Here is a 19,552-nt window from a genome sequence, read left to right as displayed (position 1 = left end):
TATCCAAATCTACTCAAATGTGAGATCAATGTATACGTTAGTTTAACACCAATACCCCAAATCCTTCCAGAAGCACCTCGCCCGACAATGTTGTGCCGCTCAGTAAATCTGTTTTGGTCTCACGAAGATGGATCGTGACAGGAGTCTCACTATAATTAAGCAAAAAAGCATAACTGGAAGAAGCTCCGGTACGGACTTGCAGCTCTACCTCTTCTGGGAGCTCCAGCCAATCTGCTGGCGATTGTAGATCCATTAAATTTATGATCTCAGCCGCTGCCTGTTCATTAAATACGGCTCCGTAATACCAAACCTCACCCTTGCCGCGACGATTTCTAGTTACCGCCGGTTTTCCCGCATAATAATCAGAAGCGTAAACCGCCATCACTTCAACCGAAGCTTCCTCTATTTTGAGAATATCATTAAAGTCATCTGCTCCCGTAACGACTTCGGCCGCGCCCGACCAGCTAATTGTTGTTGGCTGACGACTGCCCTTAACCATTGTGAATTCTTCAACTGTGATCCCGCATAGATCCTTAGCAGCACCTGGGAAAGGACGCATATAACATTGACCCCGCTCATCCTTATACCCAGTTCTACAGCCGAAGATCAGTTTGCCGCCTTGCTGAACATATTCATCCAGCAGTGCTGCTGTCTCATCTGTCATAATCGCTGGGTGAGGATAGATAAGCACGTCGTACCTTGCAAGCTCCTCCAGCGTTGTTTTTTTGCGTAAATAGAGTACGTCATTCGGGATATGCTTCCGTTGAAGCGCCTTGTACCACTCCTTATTGCTCTTCCACATAAACGGGCCATGCCAAACATCGTATTCTCCATCCCACTCATTGTCATAATCACGAACAATAGCAATGTTAGCCTGATTACGAGTACCGACAAACGCTTGACCTGCTGCTGCCAGCTCCTGACCGATCTGCCCCGCTTCCCGCACTCTCCGGTTAGGCTGATTATGATAGTCATTGATTCCATGCCAATAAATTTCATTGCCCATCGTAGCTGTCCGCCAGCGGAAATATAACACCATATCTGCTCCATGAGCGATCGACTGATAAGTCCATAACCGCATCTGCCCGGGCTTTGGAGAAGGCATATCCATCCGGTTCACCCAGCCACCCGGGCCCGACTGCTGCTCCATAATACAGAAATTCGGGGATATCGAACGAACAACAGATAACGACAGTCCCCAGCCTCTATCATTCAGCGGATTCCGCTCATTCGGGTCATAAAAAATAGTAGAGAACTGAGGATAGGAATCATAGCTGAAGAAATCCAACAGTTCATCCGTCATTTCATGGCTATCCAGATGCCCGAACAGACCGTTCGTGGTTACCCACTGCTTAGGGGCAAGTTTACGGATGATATCCGCTTGGTTTTTGGCAAAAGAAATTGTATTGTCCGAAATAAACCGTTTTTCATCCAATGCCTGATGAGGATTGGGTTGCTTCGGTACTGGAGTCGGACGTGGAAGATAGACCTGAGACCAGTCACTATAGCTTTGATTCCAAAAAACAGCTCCCCAAGCCTCGTTCAAATGCTCAAGTGTAACATATTTCTGCTGTAGCCATTCCCGGAAAGCCTTATGGTCACTCTCCGAATAAAATTCACTGATCTCACAGTTGAGCTCATTATCAATTTGCCAGCCAACTACACCCGGATGATTGCCGTAATGTTCAGCCATTTGTTCTGCAATACGCGCACACAGTTCCCGGTATTTAGGACTGCTGTAATTATAATGACGGCGCATGCCATGCTGAAGTGTAACACCTTCGTAGGTTACATTTAAAACTTCGGGATACTTATCAGTCAACCAAGCTGGAGGCGTCGCCGTCGGAGTACCAAGTACGACCTGAAGACCATATTTATGTGCTAAATCAATCGCCCGATCAAAGAGCCCGAACTGAAACTGCCCTTCTGCCGGTTCAAAAATAGACCAAGCAAACTCCCCCATCCGAATGATCGTAAAGCCGAGTTCACGCATCCGGCGATAATCGTCCTCCCACATGTTTTCTGGCCAGTGCTCCGGATAATAACAGACGCCAAGCTCGAATTTTTCAGTTGCGACAGGTTTCTTCATCATTACCTCCAAAGTATTAAAAATATGCTTTCAATATTATATAATTCTATTGTAGTATCAATGATAAGAGGTCTTATATAACAAAATATTGCTATTATATAACAATCTTGCGTTCATTGCCTTAATCCAACTTGCGCTCTGTTGCGCTACAGAAATGGGTGCTGCCAAACATGAAGAAACAATGGTATTTGCCGACACCGGCTTTTTCAAAATATGTCTGTTATCCTGAATTTTTGGGACATTACACTCACTTTCCACAACATACAGAGAGAAGAAGCGAAGGGTTTCTGGGGAGTTATAACCTGCATTTGATCTTTGGTGGGGAGGGTTATGTATTCCATGAGGGCGAACGTATTCCGATGAGTAGAGGACGAGGTTTTCTGTACCCCAAAGGGGCTTATCAGCAATACGGCTCTGACCCAGGCGAGCCTTGGGATGTCTGCTGGGTTCATTTTAACACTGAAATTGTCCTTCCCTTATTAGAAGAAGTGGACCAGTCTCGTGCATACCTGTTCACTTTTGATTTGGATGCTAAGCTGGACGAGCTATTCGAGGAAATGTACCTACTGAGTGCTTCCTACGTGACCCGTAGCGAGCCAAGACTATCTGCTCTGCTGTATGAGCTTCTAGTAAACTTGCTGCAGAACTCCGAGCCGCTTCACGGCTCAGTACCGCACGAGGTTAGGCAGTCCATCCGCAGTGCTGCAGATATCATTCATGTCGAATGTGCCAGCCCTTGGTCTCTTGAATCGATGGCAAGATTGACCGGGTACAGCAGCTATCATTTTCTAAGGCTGTTCCGGGTGGTTATGGGCAAAACTCCAAACCGTTATTTAACCGATTGTCGGCTGGCTAAAGCCAAGCTTTTACTGGTTTCCACAGGACTCTCCATTGCTCAGGTTGCGACTCAGTCCGGTTTTGCCCAGTCCAGCTATTTCATTAAAGTGTTCAGAAGGTTTGAAGGCATGTCTCCTGTGAAGTACCGGCAGGCTTTTGGGGCGTAGAGGATCTTCCTTCAGTCCGTAGAGATTCAATCTTAGTCTCTTGGATTTATCACCCTTAAAGATCATCCTTAAGAGAAATTTCACTCTCAATATCTAGACTTATTGTTTCGGAATGAAGCTCCCCTTCATTATCATTCCATGTAATAGATAAAGTGGTATTTTCATAATTTTGTCTATTTTTATTTAATTCGTCATATAAATATGGACCAGTTATAGACCCGATATCAGTGTTACTTAATATTGAAACGGGTCCATCCGTTGACCTAGCTTCATTTACAAGAACTGTTTCATCCTTATTATTAGTGTTTTTTTCATTAACTTCATACTTATAATAGCTACTATTCACTAAAGAGCTTGGGTCTCCCTTGAACACTAACTTCCCATGTCCCCGTAAAATTTTGCTAGATGAAATTATTATTTTGTAATCTAAAACATCCCATCTATCCCCTGTACCCTTAAGCGTATATACTTGAACACCAGTGTTTAAATTTGTTTCGACCTCTTTATTGAAATATAAATAACTCCATATCGCATTCGAAATAATAACCACAGCTACAAGCACTAGGATTAGTTTTTTCATATCTGCTCCTTTATAAATACTCCCCAACCGTTATTTATATCTTAAATTCCACTCCTTTGACCATTTCGGGAAAGCTTCTCTGGTCAATTCTTCGAGTGTTTTTCCATCAATGGTGTAAACCCAACCCATATGTAATTCATCGAAATCAGGAAAACTATAGCCTCCTATCACTTGATCGTCTGCTTCTAGCAGAAAAATCAGGGTTTGTTTTTTTGTATTATCCTTCTTATTATCTAAGGGGTGGTTTTTAACGATGAACTTACTTGTAGTTATTTCCTTACCTATATAAGCGATTGGATCAACACTTTGAACACTCCAATATTGTATGTATGGCATTTCCGTCAGCAGTTTTTTATCTAATAAATATTCAGAAACAATTCCTTCATTACTAATGATCAGATAGCCCATATCGGTAATAAATTGTTCAGCTTTGCTATATTCTTTTTTTGAATTATCGCTAATTTGCTCCTTACTACATCCCAATAAAAAGATTAAGAATAACGGAACTATGATTGCCCTTAATTTGTTCATAGGTTCCTCTCCTTGGAGTGTTTATTATCTCCTTAATAGTCTCATAGATTAATCTTATTGTATGAATTTAGTATCATCAAACTCTTTAGCGTCTTATAGGCTCTCCATTCCAACCTCGCTGTTTCACCGGGAGGCTCCCATTTTATCTGCCATCCTCCATCATCCTCCTGTTGGTATTCTATTACCTTTAAATGATCAAGAATGGTTTCATCAGAAAATATGCTGCTACAGTAAGAAGTTGGTGATGGCGAAAATTCTAGAGGTGAGAGTCCATAACTGTGGGATGCGGCATCCAAGCAAAAAAAGTTGGCAGTAATAAGCTCCTTAGATAATTTTTGAAATAATCCTTTGATAAAATCCGATTGAGGTAAGCTTTCCAATAAATAAAATGCAGTCAAAATTGTATGCGCATCATCATAGGCTTGTGCGCGAATATCTTCCAAACAAATTTCTGTCGCTTTATCAAGCCAGGAATGTTCTATCCCTTGCCATTTAAGAAGCCCGACAAGACCAGTAAGTCTGCTAAATGATGGCTCTGGAGAAAGAGGGTTATTCCAATGTTCTGCTCTTGGATAGTTCGATGATGAAGGAAATATTGTTGGAATCCCTTTTTTTAAGTCAGCATGCTTTGAAATATAATCACATGCTTTTTGAGAGAGTTCTTCGTCTTTTATGTTACAGTCATATAAGAAACGTAGTGCAAATTCCATGAAAAGTGGCTGACTACCAGGTGCCCGTAAATCTGGCTCTATTGCATTTCCAAACCCACCATCTTCGTTCTGGTAGGCTATTAGAGAAGTCACAACATTGTTTATTGATCCACCGTGGAAAATATATTCAAAAACCCTTCTTTCTAATAATCTGCCATGTGTCCAAATGAAATGGGCTGCTTTTTCAAAATCCATCTGTTCCCCTCCTCAAAATTTACGCTAAGCATTTAAGTATTCAATGACACTTTTAATATAGGATTCAATCGGTTCCTTTGTATTAACAATATGTATTCTGACATTAGAGGGCTTTTTAGCATTTTCAATAGTTTTAAGTAATGTCTCTTCAGAAGGCACTCTTTCAATCTGGCTAATCATTCTTTTTCTATTTCGCAGTCTATTATTGAGCTCGTCATAGTCATTTAATAAACATTCTACATATTTATATTCCGCATTATATTTCTGGGTCATATTCAATCCTCTCTCTATCATTTCAGAATATAAACAAGGGCTATCGAGTATAACATTATGACCTTGAGATAAGTGAAAATCTATCAAAGCCCATTCAATGTCATACGAAATTTTTCCAACTTCCTTGAACCCAGTGTTTGCTCCAAGTGATTCCATAAGAGAAGACTTTACAATGTCGTGATCAAGAATAACAGCAGAAGTATGCTGCGCTATTACTCTGGCTAATGAAGACTTTCCTGATCCGGGGTATCCAGACATCTGAAGAAAAAACAACGAGGGCCACTTCCTTTCAGACGAGATTCTTATAGGCGTTTATCGACTTCCATATAAGCTCCTCATCCTTAATTCCTTCATGGACAAATAACTTTATTGGAAAAAAGATTCCTTCCATAATCGATAATCTAACGTCCTCCAGAAATTGTGTGTACGTGTATGCGTTCCTGATTTTATTGTTAATTGAATGAAAATACAGATCAAAAATACGTGTAGTCTCGGCACTGCCATGAAACAAATCGTGGATAAATAACATAACGAGATCCTCCGTACAAAGCCCAACCTTCACTGCTTCAAGATCAATGATGCACGGCCTTGAACTGCTGAACTTCGGATATAATAAATTGCCAACATTTAGATCACCATGGATGCATGTTGTATTTTGATATCTGGATATACGACTAATATGTTTCTGGGCATTTTCACGCAAGCTAAGTAAACTCTTCTCGTAAATACTAAACTGTTCTTCCCCAAGGTTATAAGTCTGTTGCTTTCTAAAAGCCAGATAGTCTCTCTCCAAATACGAAATATGCTTTAAATAATGCTCTATACTTTTCAAATGCTCGGGATGAGCTAACTCGCTTGTCCCCCAAGAAGCAGAATGAAACTGTACGATCACATCAATAATGTTTGCTAATTTATCAGAATCAATAGGTACTTCCCAGTCAGCTAAATTGGTATGTGTCGGGGTCAGATCTTCCATCAACAATATCCCCTCTTGTCCGACTGTATCATATTTATTAAAAAAGACTCTCGGAATAGATACATCCTTGGTATAGTAATGATTATAAATCATATTTTCATATGGAATATGATCTGACTTTGTGATTTTCTCTAATAACGACAAAACCTTATTGTCTTTCGTATACACTTCTATTTTATTGAGTGCTGCTCGATTGCGTATTTCTTGTTTTGTTCTTTTAATCTCAAGAATCTCAGGAACACCCTGACCTCTTAATAGCTCTAATAGTTGATCATCGTTTAGTAGCATTTTCATCCTCCAATCTGAATTGGCTCTCGCCTACAGTAGCCATTTGTCTCACTTCCATTTTTCAGCATTCATCAGGTTGAACTAACGTGTATAAATTCGCTTTCAACATTCCATCCACCTTCCAAAATATTGAATATTTCACGCTGAGAATTTAAATAAAAAAGACAAATCACGTATTAAAGTGACTTGTCCTCCGGTGCTTCCACATATAAATTTGCTTAAAATGAATTGAACGCTAAATAATACGTTTTATTTCCGCCAAAAAGTTGAACAGTCTGCCTTATCCAAAATATTAAACTCGATCATTTTTTCAAGTAATGAGAAATCAACTGGACTTTCCCATCGGATGCGTAATAACTGCTTGGTATGATCATAACCTGCCTGCACAATTTCATCAGAAAAACGATTAATTCCTGCAATTTCAGGGGCAACCGCCAAATGATGTTTGGATACACTGAAGCCAATAATAAAAGTCTCGTGATCGGTAAACATAGGCTGATTCCACGCAACTTTTGGCTTTAAATCAGTAAATTTTCCAGCTACCCAAGCCAAAACTTCTTCCATTCTTTCCCGATGTTGCGGGTTATCAATTTGCGCTAAATATTCTGCAAATACTTCCATGTCATTCTCTCCTAAAAAAATATTTTCAAATGGTCTAATTGATGTTACGTCATTCCAATTACATTCTCTTAGCATAATAATTAAACAGGAAGATTCCTAAGGAGATTTGAAAAACAAAAACACCACATAACACAGTGACTACAGTTTGATCTACTCCCATTAAACTAAACACAACAGTTAGAGCCATTAGGATGTAAAAGTTAACAATATTAGTTTTCCAACCGGCTTTTTCTCTTATTCTTATTTTCCGTTCGTCATTAGCCTCAATTTTACTCATTCTAACTTTCTCATCATTCTTTACTTTGTTCTGAGGCTTATTAAGCCATAACGAATACCCCATATTTCCTACTCCAAGCACTGCAAGGACTGAACCCACACCAATGAGCAAACCGGAAATTCCTTTTAGCTTCTCGTCGATTAAAATAAATCCACCCATATAAACCATAATAGCACCTGCAATTGTTAAGAGCACCCATTTACTTGCCGTTTTCATTACCCAGCTCCTCCTCGTAAATGAAAATATCTTCAATACTCATTTCAAAAAATCGCGCAATCTTAAATGCAAGAATGATGGATGGGTTATACCGGCCATTTTCAAGTGAACCAATCGTTTGCCTGGATACTTCCAATTTATCCGCTAGTTCTTCTTGTTTAATACCTTTTTCTTTTCTAATCTCTTCAAGCCTGTTTTTCAATATCTTACCTCCTGAAGCAATTATGGAAAGTTAACTTTCCGTAAGAATAACACATTGAAGTGTGTATGTAAAGCTAACTTTCCATCAACTGAAATTGATTGCAATTTAACCCGTGATCTTTATAGGTGTAATGATTTAGGGCACGCCTTGTTGATACTACATCTGTAGAATTGGGCATTAAAAAACGCCACTCGTTAACTCCTTTATAGGAGTACGGGGTGACGTTGAGTGTTTTACGGGCGAAAACTTATGAAAGAAAAGTTCAGTTGTCGTGGGTTCTTTAGGATTATTCAAATGGATTTATTAAGCAAACTGATACTGTCATCACACCAATGAATAAGGCTGCTAAACTGTCTTTTCCCATAATCATTTGTGATTAGCCAGTATTTAATATTGGGGTCATCCGTTTCTTGCTTTAGAAGCCATTCCTCAAGCCCCAAAAAGATCTGTAATGCTTCCTCTAGCTTTTTCTTATGATCCAGTATATGCCCGATAATAATATCAGCTGAAGTATTACTTCCAAAAAAAACCTTTAGTAATAATTCGTTCTTCTTTAACATCACCATGTGCTCCATGGGTTGGGAGAGCCAATTATTTAAGAGTTGCTTCCCCTGTTCTGTAATGCTGTATATTTTTTTATCAGGTTTTCCATCCTGGCGCTGTACACGGACTGCCACATCCTTGTTTTTCAGAAGCTCAGCTAGACCTGGATAGATTTGACCATAATTTTCTTTCCAAAAATACTGGGTGCTTTGTTCCATATGCTGTTTAATATCGTAGCCAGTGTGTGGACCAATTGTAAGAATGCCTAATATGGCAAGCATCGTGTTCTCTTTTGCCGATAGTGAAGCCATTTTAATATTACCTCCCATGAAAATGCTGCCAAAATCAAAATGCTACCTCGAGTAAAGCTGACAAGTTTATTATAAAACATTTCTGCTGAAGATACACTGACTTCACACATATATTATAATAATATATATTTTTACAATAATCTTTGTTGACAATGGTTTGATAGCCGTTTAGATTATAGGTATGAGCAGGATGCTCATTTAGAAGTCCGACTATTTTCTTAAATGTCGCCTACAAAAAAAGGAGCGAATCATCATGACTATGATTGCAGTTAACTATCCGGAAGGCCGTATTTCTTTAGAGCAACGCCGCATTCTTGCGGAAACACTGACAGATGCAGTACTAGTTCCAGAGATTGGACAGTTTTGCCCGCCTGCACGCGAAGGTTTCCAGGTCCGATTCTCCGAGTTCTCCACCGAACATATGGGTATTGGAGGAAAATTGGTAGTGGATACACCGGAAAGGGATATCATCCTCATAAACATTCTGGTCATGGACGGCGACTGGAGAAATGAGGTTCGAAAAGAGGTTATTCAGAATATACTTTCTAATTTGACCCAAGCTCTTGACATGAAGGAGCCATCTCCAGGCTGGTGGGTATCCTTCCAAGTGATCGATGAAGGCAGCTGGGGTTCTCGTGGAGGAGTATTGTCCATACTAGATCTGCTTGATTCAGGTGTCTTTACCAAAGAAAAAGCCGAGTCTATCCGTCAAAATTTTTCGTAATCTAAAGCTCCAGGAAATCAGAAATTATAGATACATCGGGAGGTTAATCATGCTTTATGTGATCAGGCACGGAGAAACAGACGTTAACAAAGAAGGGAGAGTTCAAGGCCGCAATGGCCTTCCCTTGAATAACTCCGGATTCCAACAAGCGGAGAGTCTTAAAGAAAAAATCGATGGAATCCAGTTTAATTATATCTTCTCCTCACCACAGGAACGAGCTGTTCAAACAGCTGAAATCGCAACCGGCATGCAAGCCTGCAACGATGAACGGCTTAATGTCTTTGATTTGGGCACAGCCGATGGCCTGAAAAAAGAAGATGTCAGACTGGCAGGCGGCATTCCTGATCCAGCCTTTTACGAGTATGTTGAAGATGTCGCTAAGTATGTCTCAAGAGTCTTTGGGTTTATGAAGGAGCTTGAAGCGGAACACGGCGGAAAAGAGATCAATATCCTCATATGCGGGCACCAGTGTACAACAGGCACAATAAGAGCATATTTTGAAGGGATGCCTGAGGATGGAAATATTCTGAAACTGGCTTCAAGAAATGGAGAACTAAAGACCTACGAGTTCTAATTTTCTCCTGAGTAAATTCCTGATTCAAAAAATGAGCTCTGACTAGCCAAGATCTCCGGTGTCCTTCAGATTTCCATACTAATGCAGCAGCTGCCCCAATCTCATTAGGTCAGCTGCTGCATTAGTTACAAGTATACTTCAATTCACTCTCCGGCCGTCCGGGAACTTGGACAAGACGATTTCCTGTATCTCCATCTCAGGTTGACCGATTAAGCAGTTGTTTCGCCCGGTGCAGGCGGGAATTCAAATAATCAAGAAATAACAATCCGTACAATCAGGTATAATACCATCCGAAAATTTGCCTTTTTGGATAAAAAAAGTCCCGATGATTATTCACATCATCGGGACTAACGTGTCATTGTCAGCAGAAAATAAAGTCTTAGACTTAGCAGACCAAGGAGAGCGGCGTAGATATGATTTAGTAATCTGCCGGCAGCTTCTTCGACTATACATTCAAATTCTTCTCTTACTGACTATGATTTATTAAATGTGCAATTTCTTTAACTCTCCCCATTGTAATTCCTTCTCTTTGTTCAACTGCAAGTGGATGATTCGTTTGTTCTAATTCTATTAACGGAACAGCACCAACCTCTTGTGTATGTACCATTGTCTTTAACGATAATGTAGTTATTGGATATATTGAAAGTTCAGTCGATAACCAACCAAAATAAGGTTCTTCCGTTTCCCTTCCTTCTACGTGCAATAATTCATTAGACTTCAGAAAGTTTTCTTCACTAAGAGAAACCCAAACACTCCATATAAATTTCTCTTTGCTATCAATTATTGGTATTTCAATATGGCCTCTAATAAAGAAATGCTGTTCATCAATTACACAAAAATCTCTAATTAATTCTGTTCTCTTCTCTTCTGGTACAGTGTAAAAATAATATGGTGCTTCACTTCCGTAACATAAAGGAAGTTCACTTAATTCGTTGTTACAGTGAGGGCATTTCATGTTTTCTGCTCCTTATAGTTTCTCGCCGATTTCTTATAACGTCTTATTCGGGAACTTTGTGATAATTCCATCTTTTGAATATTCGCGAAATTACTGAGTTATCCTGCCCTTTACTTCTATAAAAAGGGCAACTCTGATCGGCTGAAAAACTGTCCAAGAATCCCTGTCACATTTTTGGGTGTCTGAAGCGTTATATATATATTAATGCAATCAGGATGTAGGGAGACTTAAACATTGAAACTAAACAAACTAAAACTAAAAAAATATTATATCCTCGTAATTTTATCGCTAATGGTCTGCTTGTCTGCTCTTCTTACGTATAAAACTATGTCTAAGCTGGAAATCACCAGTGTTGACGGATACAAGATCACAACAGATGCCTATGTTCTGAATCCGGATCATGAATTTATGCTTGCTAAAGACGTAGCTGAGCAGGTTCTTAATGCCCGTATCGGCTGGGAGAAGCAGACTCCACTTCCCGAGGGCATTTACTACAAAGATCAGGTGGCGGTACTCATGTACCATCATCTCACAGAAGAATCGTTATCGCTTTATCCCGGTGTATTATCCGCAGAACAGTTTGATGAACAAATGCGGCTGCTGAAGCAGGAGGGCTTTCAGGTCATTACGATGGAGCAATACCGGCAGTTTATGCTGGAGAATGCTCCGGTTCCCGATAATGCAGTTCTGCTGACTTTTGATGATGGTTATGAGAGCTTTTATAAGCTGGCGTTTCCTATTCTGCAAAAGCATGGTTACACCGCAATTAACTTCATCATTGTTTCTGATGTTGATAACCCGGATGGGCGGAAGGTACCAAAACTGACCTGGGAGCAGATGAGGGAGATGAAACGTGCCGGAATGGGCTTCTATAATCATACGTACAATCTGCATTATTATGGCATTGTCGATGCAGAAGGAGGTACCCGTCCGTCGGCGAGTGCCTTGCTGTACATTGATGATGAGAACCGCAATGAGCTAAATGAAGAATACTACAGAAGGGTAACCGGGGACCTGGCTCTGGCGGAACGCAGGCTAAAGGAAGAGCTAGGCAATACGGATTCAGCTATTGCTTTTCCCTACGGTTCCTATAATGAAAAGCTGCTGGATGCAAGCGATTCACTCGGAATCAAATTGAAATTCAATACCCGGGAGGGCTTAAGCTCCAGAACGAATCTGAACGCACCGCGGATTAACGAAGGGGACGAAACCCTCACCGCGGCTTTATCCATAGAACAGCTGAAGCATACTGAGCCGCTGATGGAGTTGACTGTGAATTCCAGAAAGGTCCCTCTTATCGGGACTCAGCCGCAGTTGAGGAATGGAAAATTGATGGTTCCGTTAGGCCCGCTAAGCAGATCACTGGGGATAGAGATGCATTACGACCACCGCAGCCGGACATTGAAACTGACACACAGCAGCTTGAACAAGGCTTGAGTGATAACTCAAATTTTGTACCATAGATATCAGAGGGAATACGAACGGTATCAAGCGAGTGATAATCGGACGCATGGAGGACTCTTTTACCCACGTGGCTGAAATCGTCAGATTCATAAAAAATAAGTATTAGACTGCCGCTGTTATTGTTCAATTATCGTGACCCGTTAGTTTAATCATATCAACTCTGAGATAAACATTGGTGTAGCTCCATCCTCTGTATTAAAGCCAAATTTATTATAGAAATCCACTGCATGCGGATAAGAAATTAATACTTTGGTTTTACACCCTTTATATCTATCAAGCATTATATTCATCATTTCCTTTCCTATACCTATACTCTGATAACTCGGATTAATAAGCATATAATGAAAATATACCGTTAAAACACCATCTGACAAAGCATTTATTAAACCGACAAGCTTTCCTCCTTCCCAAGCGGTAACAATTGAATGAGACCCTCCGATTGCTTGTAAAAGCTCGTTTGGATACTTGCCAGACTCCCATTCTACCGAAAGAAATAACTCTTGGAGTGCATCCTTAGTGATATCCTCTTTGCTTGAAGCGTAATAAATACTCACCCCTATACCTTCCTTTCATAAAACTAACTACGGCACAGCATCTGTTTTAAACTCCCATATTTCGATGGTTTTGCAATCCTTACGAAGCCATAAAATAATACCAACAAAGAAATTTCGGATTTATCAAAGTGAATAATCACTTTATTTACCTCAATATACTATTAAAAATATGTATAGAAAATGGATTAACTGAAGTGGAATTTGTATTTATTCACATTAGAGAATTCATGATAATACTTTTTTCACTTAAGCATACAAATCCTAAGAGGCATATAGCGTTAATCTGCCAGTTAGCTAAATAGATAACATTGAACAATAGTTAAATATATTTAGCTAATCGGCGAAGTATAACGTTCTTGTCCTCAGCCTGGGGCAAGAAACGTGATTGCTTAATCAAAAAAAACCGCTAAATTAGCGACTTTTAATCTAACATGTGCTTTTCTTAATGAACAGTTGTATCTGATAATCCCACTGCAATATTCCAGTCACAATAATGTTATGAAGAACAAAATCTGGACACACATCGTATTCCGTCTTTGCCCTTTCAAGTAAATTTTGTAATACAGCATTCTTATTCTCTTCGGTACAGTTTGCACACAGATAGTCCCCTTCTGGTAGCACAGTTAACCCCTCTAAAGACGGATATTTCAAGCAAACAGCAAATAACCGTGTTATTCCTTCAGTCGTAAACATTCCCGCCATATCTTCAAACAGAAATTGTGAATGCAGAGAAGTCTCAATTTGTTGATAGAAATGTCTGTGATAGTCCCATAAATTCTTAAGTGTGGGGCTTTCCATTTTATTCGAAAACATAATTACCCTTTCCTCTATGTGTCTGACAAAGTAATTTTCACTTTGACTATAATCGTTGTGGAACTTATTTTCATAATGTAGATAGGCACGTTTAATTTTCGATTTTGCATACTGCAGACGAGCAATTTTATCGTCTGCTCTTTTTTCTGCCTGTTTTAGAAAATCAATTACTTTAGAGAGATCATTCTGCTGCAATATATCTTTAATATCCATTAAAGTAAGATCCATTGCTTTGAGCAGTTCAATGGTTTGCAGCTTTACGAGCTCCTGCTCGGAATAGTATCGATATCCCGACAATTCATCTTTATGGCATGGCTTGACTAATCCAATACGATCATAGTGCCGCAAGGTCTCACTGGTCATCTCTACGATTTCTGCTGCTTGCTTAATTGTAAAATAGTTGTTCATATCTACCCTCTTGACCTTTTTGTAACACAAAAGTTTATGATGATTAAAACATATGCGACTGATAAACGCAACGAAATACAAAAATGAATTTATTACTTTTTCAAGATCATTATGTTTAGCTCTAATGCTTAGTTGCATATCGCAATTTTTTTTGCAGAGCAGCTTAGGATTGGTATTCGTAGGACTGGCTATATTAAAAAGAAAAATGATTTAACAAAGGAGCATTTTATAATGAAAAGTACTGCAAAAAAATTACTAACTACTATAGGCATATTGGTGACACTATTGATATCATTGGCAGGATGCTCCTCCCACTCCACTTCCATGGAGGAAAAAAATTACATCATCCCTGCCCAAAAGATTGATACCTTAACAATTGATGTAAAGGACAAAAAAATAACTATCCTCCAATCTAAAGATGAACAAATTCATATTGTTTACTATGAAAGTGAGAAAGATTTTTACAAGATTGATCTATCTGATGATAAAGAACTATCAATGGTAAGTGACAGTAATAAGGAATGGAATGACTATATCGGAGGAAAAGGCTCGCAAGTAACCAGAACTATTCAGGTATGGATACCTGATGCAACTTTAAAAAATTTGACTTTAAAAACATCAAATGAAAGTATTGTATTCCCAACAATCGCGTTTTTGGGGACAGTGGAAGTAAACATAAATAACGGAAATATCCAACTGGACAAATTGAATGCAGGGACGGCTATAACCCTTGAAACAAAAAACGGAAATATTAGCGGTTCAATTCTAGGGTCATATGATGATTTCGCGATCTTAAGCAAGGTAAAGAAAGGAGATAGCAATTTGCCTGCCAATAAAGAGAATGGTTCAAAAAAATTATCTGCTTATACAAATAACGGCGATATTACCTTACAATTTTCTGAGTAGCCAGTAGTTAAATATTAGCTCGTATGAAGTCAAATACAATATTGAAAGGGATAACCCCTGTTTCACTTTTGAAACTTCTGGTCGTACCTCTTCGACTATTCCACCGGCCTATGACCGATACAATATCCCTCCCTCTTGTAATGGAAAATCACCTTGATAAAGTTGTTAATCCGACCCGTAAATCGATTATCTTATGATGTACCCGAGGGCCAAAATTAAGCTTGATCGTGAATTCCATCAAAATAAGGTATAAGCCGCATTACAGCGGCTTATACCTTCATGATTTTGTTTGACTGTTTTGAACCATCCTTTGGAAATGAATGTATCCGATGCATATAAAAAACACTACTAACGATATAATTTAAATAATACCGTATATTGGATATTTAAACTATCCTGCCAGTTAGCTTAATGAAGCATCTCAGTCTAATACTTTATTTTCTTTTGACAACAACTGTACTTTTATATCACCAAACCTACTCCACAGTAACACTCTTCGCCAAGTTACGTGGTTTATCCACATCATGACCCAGCGCAAGAGAAGCATAATAAGACAATAATTGCAGAGGCACTACGGACAAAGCTGCTGTCAGCATTGGAAGTGTCTTTGGAATCACGAACACTTGATCAACTGATCTAAGCAGGTCAGTCAAATGCTCTTGGTGAGTGATTGCCAGCACGTCTGCGCCACGAGCTTTCACTTCTTTGATGTTGCTGACGGTTTTCTCAAGTACAGCTTCCTGAGTTGCCAGGGCAATAACTGGAACACCTTCTTCGATCAGAGCCAATGTACCGTGTTTCAATTCACCTGCAGCATAAGCTTCGGAGTGAATATAAGAGATTTCTTTCAGCTTCAAAGATCCTTCTTGAGCAACAGCGTAGTCTACGCCGCGGCCGATGAAGAACAAGTTTTTGTGCTCAGAAATTTGTTCAGCATAACCTTTGATCGCTTCTTTTTGAGCTAGGATCTCTTCCACTTGCTCTGGCAGAGATTGCATAGCTGCAAGAATCTTAGTAACTTGTGCTTCGGTTTGTGTTCCACGAACTTCAGCCAAGTAAAGAGCAAACAATCCAAATGCGATCAATTGTGAAGTGTAAGCTTTGGTCGAAGCTACTGCAATTTCCGGACCCGCCAAGGTTACCAACACATCATTTGCTTCGCGAGCGATAGAACTGCCCACAACGTTAGTGATCGCCAATACATGTGCCCCGTTAGCTTGTGCTTCACGCAGAGCTGCCAAAGTATCTGCAGTCTCACCGGATTGGCTGACTACGATAACCAAAGTTTCTGGAGTCACGATTGGTGAACGGTAACGATATTCCGAAGCGATATCATTCTCAACCGGAATACGAACCAAGGATTCGATCATAGTACGTCCTACCACACCAGCGTTGTATGCCGTTCCGCAAGCAACGACTTGAATGTTACGAATGTTCTTGATTTGTTCTTCAGTCATGCTCAGTTCAGGCAATACAACCTTGTTGCCTTCGGCATTGATACGACCACGCATGGTGTCGCGGTAAGCCTTAGGTTGCTCGTGTATTTCTTTCAACATGAAATGCTCGTAGCCGCCTTTTTCTGCGGTAACTGCATCCCAATCGACAGTAATCATTTCCCGAGAAATAAAATTGCCTTCAATCGTCATCAATTCGACAGCATCTCTTGTCAGCACAGCCATTTCGCCGTCGTTCAAAATATATACGTTACGGGTATATTCAAGCAGTGCAGGAATATCTGACCCGATAAAGTTTTCTCCTTCGCCAAGACCGATAATGAGCGGGCTAGCTTGACGCACAGCCACCAGTTTATCTGGTTCATATTCAGTCAGGACGCCTAATGCAAACGCACCGCGCATGAACGTAATCGCTTTTTGTACAGCCTTCACGATATCTCCGTCATATTCGCGAGCAATCAGATGTGAAATAACTTCTGTATCTGTTTCAGAGACAAAGTGGCATCCGCCAGCGATCAGCTCTTCTTTCAGATCCAGATAGTTTTCGACAATACCGTTGTGAACTACCGAGAACTTCATGCTGTTATCCGTATGTGGATGTGAGTTCTCATCGGATGGTTTACCGTGAGTTGCCCAGCGTGTGTGTCCGATACCTGCGCTACCTGCCAGCGGGCTGTCTTGGAGCTTCGACTGCAGATTCGCCAAACGGCCTTGAGCTTTCACTACTTGCAGTCCTTCTTGGGTAAATACAGCAATACCAGCGGAATCATATCCACGATATTCCAATTTCTTCAAGCCCTCAACCAAGATCCCCTGCGAATTCTGATTACCAATATATCCTACAATACCACACATTATAATTTCCCCCGTCCGAGTTATCGTAATGTGGCGGCATAAGGAAAGAAACGTGCCGTGCGGCATGTTTTTGAGAAAAAGCAAATATTCTGTTGTATTTTAGGATCAACAAAATAAACTGTCACTTACATTCTAATGTTCATGAAATGCACAGCCTTCTCCTCTGCCGTGGCAGAAATAACGTGTTTCCTTCTGATGCGCGCACACATGAATAATATAATTTGTTGCACCCATGAAAACGTTGTGTGAAAGGTCGCCCTTTCATTTTCCGTATCCATTTACGGCTCTGGTGCATCACCGGGAGGTCCCCGCCGAACATTTCGAACACCTCCACCTCGTCAGCTTACGTCTGCCGTGATCCGTTCAAGCCATAGCCTACATAACAAGTAAGCAGCTTTCCCTTCTCTCCCGCGCTAGACCAAGCTCTGGCGCTTGCTATTGCTAACCTCACAATCCCCGCTTTCCTTCTAGAATGACACTTAATCTATTATATGCACCTTGTAGTACTTTGGCAATGGCGCACCAACCTAAATTTTACAAAACCAGTTCAAACGATCCAATCCTAAAATAAAATAACACTGGTGCAACGAATCCGAATCGCTCTCGCTCACTGCACCAGCCTTATAGTTAAGGTAATGGATTATACCAATTCGCGTTGAACTACTTCCACAATTTGATTCACATAAAGATCCAGATCTGCCTTATCCGGTCCCTCTGCCATAACGCGGATTAGAGATTCCGTACCTGACGGACGTACAAGCACACGGCCATTGTCGCCTAGCTTGCCTTCTACTTCAGCGATAGCCGCTTCTATAGCTACGTTATTAGGGTAATTAGTCTTATCCTGTACACGAACATTAACCAGCACCTGCGGGTATTTAGTCATCATACTCTTAACTTCGCTAAGCTGTTTGCCTGTAGCCTTAAGTGTGTCTACCAGCTGAATAGCTGTAAGAATACCATCACCAGTAGTATTGTAATCCAGGAAAATAACATGTCCAGACTGTTCTCCACCTAGATTAAAGCCTCCACGACGCATTTCTTCCATAACATAACGATCCCCTACAGCTGTCTTAGCGGTATTCAGGGATAATTTCTCGGTAGCTTTATAAAATCCGATGTTACTCATAACGGTTGATACAATCGTGCTATCCTTCAGCTTACCTGCACGGTTCATCGCATCGCCACAAATACAAAGGATAAAGTCACCATCGACTTCATCACCATTATTATCAATAGCGATCAAGCGGTCTGCATCTCCGTCAAAAGCAAGTCCCAAATCAGCTCCATGACGTAAGACTTCTTCACGCAAAGTCTCTGGATGTGTCGAACCAAATCCATCATTAATATTCAATCCATCTGGCTCAGCCCCGATAGAGATCACCTCAGCGCCAAGCTCTCTGAACAGTCTTGGAGCAAGCTCATACGCTGCGCCATGCGCACAGTCCAGTACAACCTTGATTCCCTTAAAGTCCTGAGAAATGGTAGTTTTCAAATACTCCAGATAAAGATACTTAGCGTCATTATCTACCGTAACCATACCTAAACCTGAACCGATAGGACGAGGCAATTCATCTACCTCCGCATCCATAAGCTCTTCAATTTGCAGTTCGGTTTCATCTGTTAGCTTGAAGCCATCCCCACCAAAGAACTTAATGCCGTTATCCTCTACCGGATTGTGAGAAGCTGAGATCATGACGCCTGCGTCTGCTTTTAACAATCTCGTAATATAGGCAACAGCAGGTGTACTAACTACGCCTATACGGATTACATCAGCTCCAATAGACAATAAGCCCGCAATCAGCGCGGATTCCAATAAAGGACCGGAAATACGTGTATCCATTCCGATAACAACCTTCGGTTTATCCAAGTTACCCGCTAGTACATATCCTCCACAACGGCCAATGCTATAAGCCATTTCTGCAGTCAATTCACGGTTTGCTACTCCCCGCACACCGTCTGTTCCAAAATACTTCCCCATTATTTTTCTCCTTTGAATACGCTACGTTAGCTTAATGTACTATCATAT

The 19,552-nt window shown here is 40.4% G+C and carries 20 protein-coding genes; 5 read left to right on the top strand and 15 right to left on the bottom strand.

Translation table 11 applies throughout. The features are described from left to right. Window positions 1–37: 37 nt before the first annotated feature. Window positions 38–2,089 (bottom strand): beta-galactosidase, encoded by a 2,052-nt coding sequence (locus tag MKY63_RS13855; protein ID WP_339813525.1) that lies wholly within the window; start codon window positions 2,087–2,089, stop codon window positions 38–40. Window positions 2,090–2,259: 170 nt separating this feature from the next. On the opposite strand from MKY63_RS13855, the gene MKY63_RS13850 reads away from it, so the two are divergent. Next, a complete protein-coding gene (locus MKY63_RS13850) occupies window positions 2,260–3,093 on the top strand; it encodes an AraC family transcriptional regulator (protein WP_339813222.1) in 834 nt (277 codons plus the stop codon). Window positions 3,094–3,148: 55 nt separating this feature from the next. Here MKY63_RS13850 and MKY63_RS13845 read toward each other — a convergent pair whose 3' ends face one another. The 9 genes from MKY63_RS13845 to MKY63_RS13805 form a co-directional block, all read right to left on the bottom strand. Beyond that, window positions 3,149–3,673: a hypothetical protein gene (locus MKY63_RS13845; protein ID WP_339813219.1), complete on the bottom strand. Its 525-nt coding sequence runs from the start codon at window positions 3,671–3,673 to the stop codon at window positions 3,149–3,151. Window positions 3,674–3,703: 30 nt separating this feature from the next. Then, on the bottom strand, window positions 3,704–4,204 hold the full coding sequence (locus MKY63_RS13840) for a hypothetical protein (RefSeq protein ID WP_339813217.1): 501 nt from the start codon (window positions 4,202–4,204) through the stop codon (window positions 3,704–3,706). A gap of 41 nt (window positions 4,205–4,245) precedes the next feature. Then, window positions 4,246–5,109, bottom strand: coding sequence for a hypothetical protein (locus MKY63_RS13835; RefSeq protein WP_339813214.1), 864 nt, complete (start codon window positions 5,107–5,109; stop codon window positions 4,246–4,248). Window positions 5,110–5,133: 24 nt separating this feature from the next. Then, entirely contained in the window at window positions 5,134–5,655 is a 522-nt protein-coding gene (locus MKY63_RS13830; RefSeq protein WP_339813211.1) for an AAA family ATPase, read from the bottom strand. 16 nt (window positions 5,656–5,671) lie between these two features. Then, complete coding sequence (locus MKY63_RS13825) at window positions 5,672–6,646, bottom strand: phosphotransferase (RefSeq protein WP_339813208.1); 975 nt, start codon at window positions 6,644–6,646, stop codon at window positions 5,672–5,674. A gap of 249 nt (window positions 6,647–6,895) precedes the next feature. Next, window positions 6,896–7,267 (bottom strand): iron chaperone, encoded by a 372-nt coding sequence (locus tag MKY63_RS13820; protein ID WP_036681355.1) that lies wholly within the window; start codon window positions 7,265–7,267, stop codon window positions 6,896–6,898. A gap of 58 nt (window positions 7,268–7,325) precedes the next feature. Then, window positions 7,326–7,760 carry a hypothetical protein gene (locus MKY63_RS13815; protein ID WP_076296444.1) on the bottom strand — a complete coding sequence of 145 codons (435 nt, stop codon included), beginning with the start codon at window positions 7,758–7,760 and terminating at the stop codon, window positions 7,326–7,328. Beyond that, entirely contained in the window at window positions 7,744–7,962 is a 219-nt protein-coding gene (locus MKY63_RS13810) for a helix-turn-helix transcriptional regulator (RefSeq protein WP_036681352.1), read from the bottom strand. Before MKY63_RS13810 ends, MKY63_RS13815 begins: the two co-directional genes overlap by 17 nt. Before the next feature lie 290 nt (window positions 7,963–8,252). After that, window positions 8,253–8,816, bottom strand: coding sequence for a PadR family transcriptional regulator (locus tag MKY63_RS13805; protein WP_076219066.1), 564 nt, complete (start codon window positions 8,814–8,816; stop codon window positions 8,253–8,255). Window positions 8,817–9,069: 253 nt separating this feature from the next. On the opposite strand from MKY63_RS13805, the gene MKY63_RS13800 reads away from it, so the two are divergent. Both MKY63_RS13800 and MKY63_RS13795 read left to right on the top strand, forming a co-directional pair. Then, on the top strand, window positions 9,070–9,540 hold the full coding sequence (locus tag MKY63_RS13800; RefSeq protein ID WP_339281450.1) for a tautomerase family protein: 471 nt from the start codon (window positions 9,070–9,072) through the stop codon (window positions 9,538–9,540). Window positions 9,541–9,589: 49 nt separating this feature from the next. Then, window positions 9,590–10,114, top strand: a complete 525-nt coding sequence (locus MKY63_RS13795; protein WP_339813204.1) for a histidine phosphatase family protein — start codon at window positions 9,590–9,592, stop codon at window positions 10,112–10,114. Window positions 10,115–10,580: 466 nt separating this feature from the next. Here MKY63_RS13795 and MKY63_RS13790 read toward each other — a convergent pair whose 3' ends face one another. Beyond that, window positions 10,581–11,069 (bottom strand): DUF2199 domain-containing protein, encoded by a 489-nt coding sequence (locus MKY63_RS13790; protein WP_339813201.1) that lies wholly within the window; start codon window positions 11,067–11,069, stop codon window positions 10,581–10,583. A 234-nt stretch (window positions 11,070–11,303) separates the two neighbouring features. Here MKY63_RS13790 and MKY63_RS13785 point away from each other — a divergent pair, with 234 nt between their 5' ends. Then, on the top strand, window positions 11,304–12,506 hold the full coding sequence (locus MKY63_RS13785) for a polysaccharide deacetylase family protein (protein WP_339813198.1): 1,203 nt from the start codon (window positions 11,304–11,306) through the stop codon (window positions 12,504–12,506). 176 nt (window positions 12,507–12,682) lie between these two features. On the opposite strand, the gene MKY63_RS13780 is transcribed toward MKY63_RS13785, so the two are convergent. Beyond that, window positions 12,683–13,087, bottom strand: a complete 405-nt coding sequence (locus tag MKY63_RS13780) for a GNAT family N-acetyltransferase (protein WP_038573410.1) — start codon at window positions 13,085–13,087, stop codon at window positions 12,683–12,685. A gap of 426 nt (window positions 13,088–13,513) precedes the next feature. Next, window positions 13,514–14,308 carry a MerR family transcriptional regulator gene (locus MKY63_RS13775; RefSeq protein WP_052097344.1) on the bottom strand — a complete coding sequence of 265 codons (795 nt, stop codon included), beginning with the start codon at window positions 14,306–14,308 and terminating at the stop codon, window positions 13,514–13,516. A gap of 231 nt (window positions 14,309–14,539) precedes the next feature. Between MKY63_RS13775 and MKY63_RS13770 the strand changes: the two genes are divergently transcribed. After that, window positions 14,540–15,214 (top strand): DUF4097 family beta strand repeat-containing protein, encoded by a 675-nt coding sequence (locus MKY63_RS13770; protein ID WP_094902380.1) that lies wholly within the window; start codon window positions 14,540–14,542, stop codon window positions 15,212–15,214. A gap of 476 nt (window positions 15,215–15,690) precedes the next feature. Here the strand turns inward: MKY63_RS13770 and glmS are convergent, their stop codons facing one another. Together glmS and glmM are read right to left on the bottom strand one after the other, a co-directional pair. Continuing rightward, the gene (gene glmS, locus MKY63_RS13765; RefSeq protein WP_076099889.1) at window positions 15,691–17,523 is read right to left on the bottom strand and encodes a glutamine--fructose-6-phosphate transaminase (isomerizing); all 1,833 of its coding nucleotides are present in this window, start codon (window positions 17,521–17,523) and stop codon (window positions 15,691–15,693) included. A 640-nt stretch (window positions 17,524–18,163) separates the two neighbouring features. Next, window positions 18,164–19,504 carry a phosphoglucosamine mutase gene (gene glmM / locus MKY63_RS13760; protein ID WP_036681292.1) on the bottom strand — a complete coding sequence of 447 codons (1,341 nt, stop codon included), beginning with the start codon at window positions 19,502–19,504 and terminating at the stop codon, window positions 18,164–18,166. Between the last annotated feature and the right edge of the window lie 48 nt (window positions 19,505–19,552).

Source organism: Paenibacillus sp. FSL R7-0189, assembly GCF_037969925.1.
In the GTDB taxonomy this organism is placed as follows: Bacteria; Bacillota; Bacilli; order Paenibacillales; family Paenibacillaceae; genus Paenibacillus_AQ; species Paenibacillus_AQ odorifer.
The sequence above is the reverse complement of the archived record's forward strand: the minus strand, read 5'-3'. Positions and strand labels throughout refer to the sequence as shown.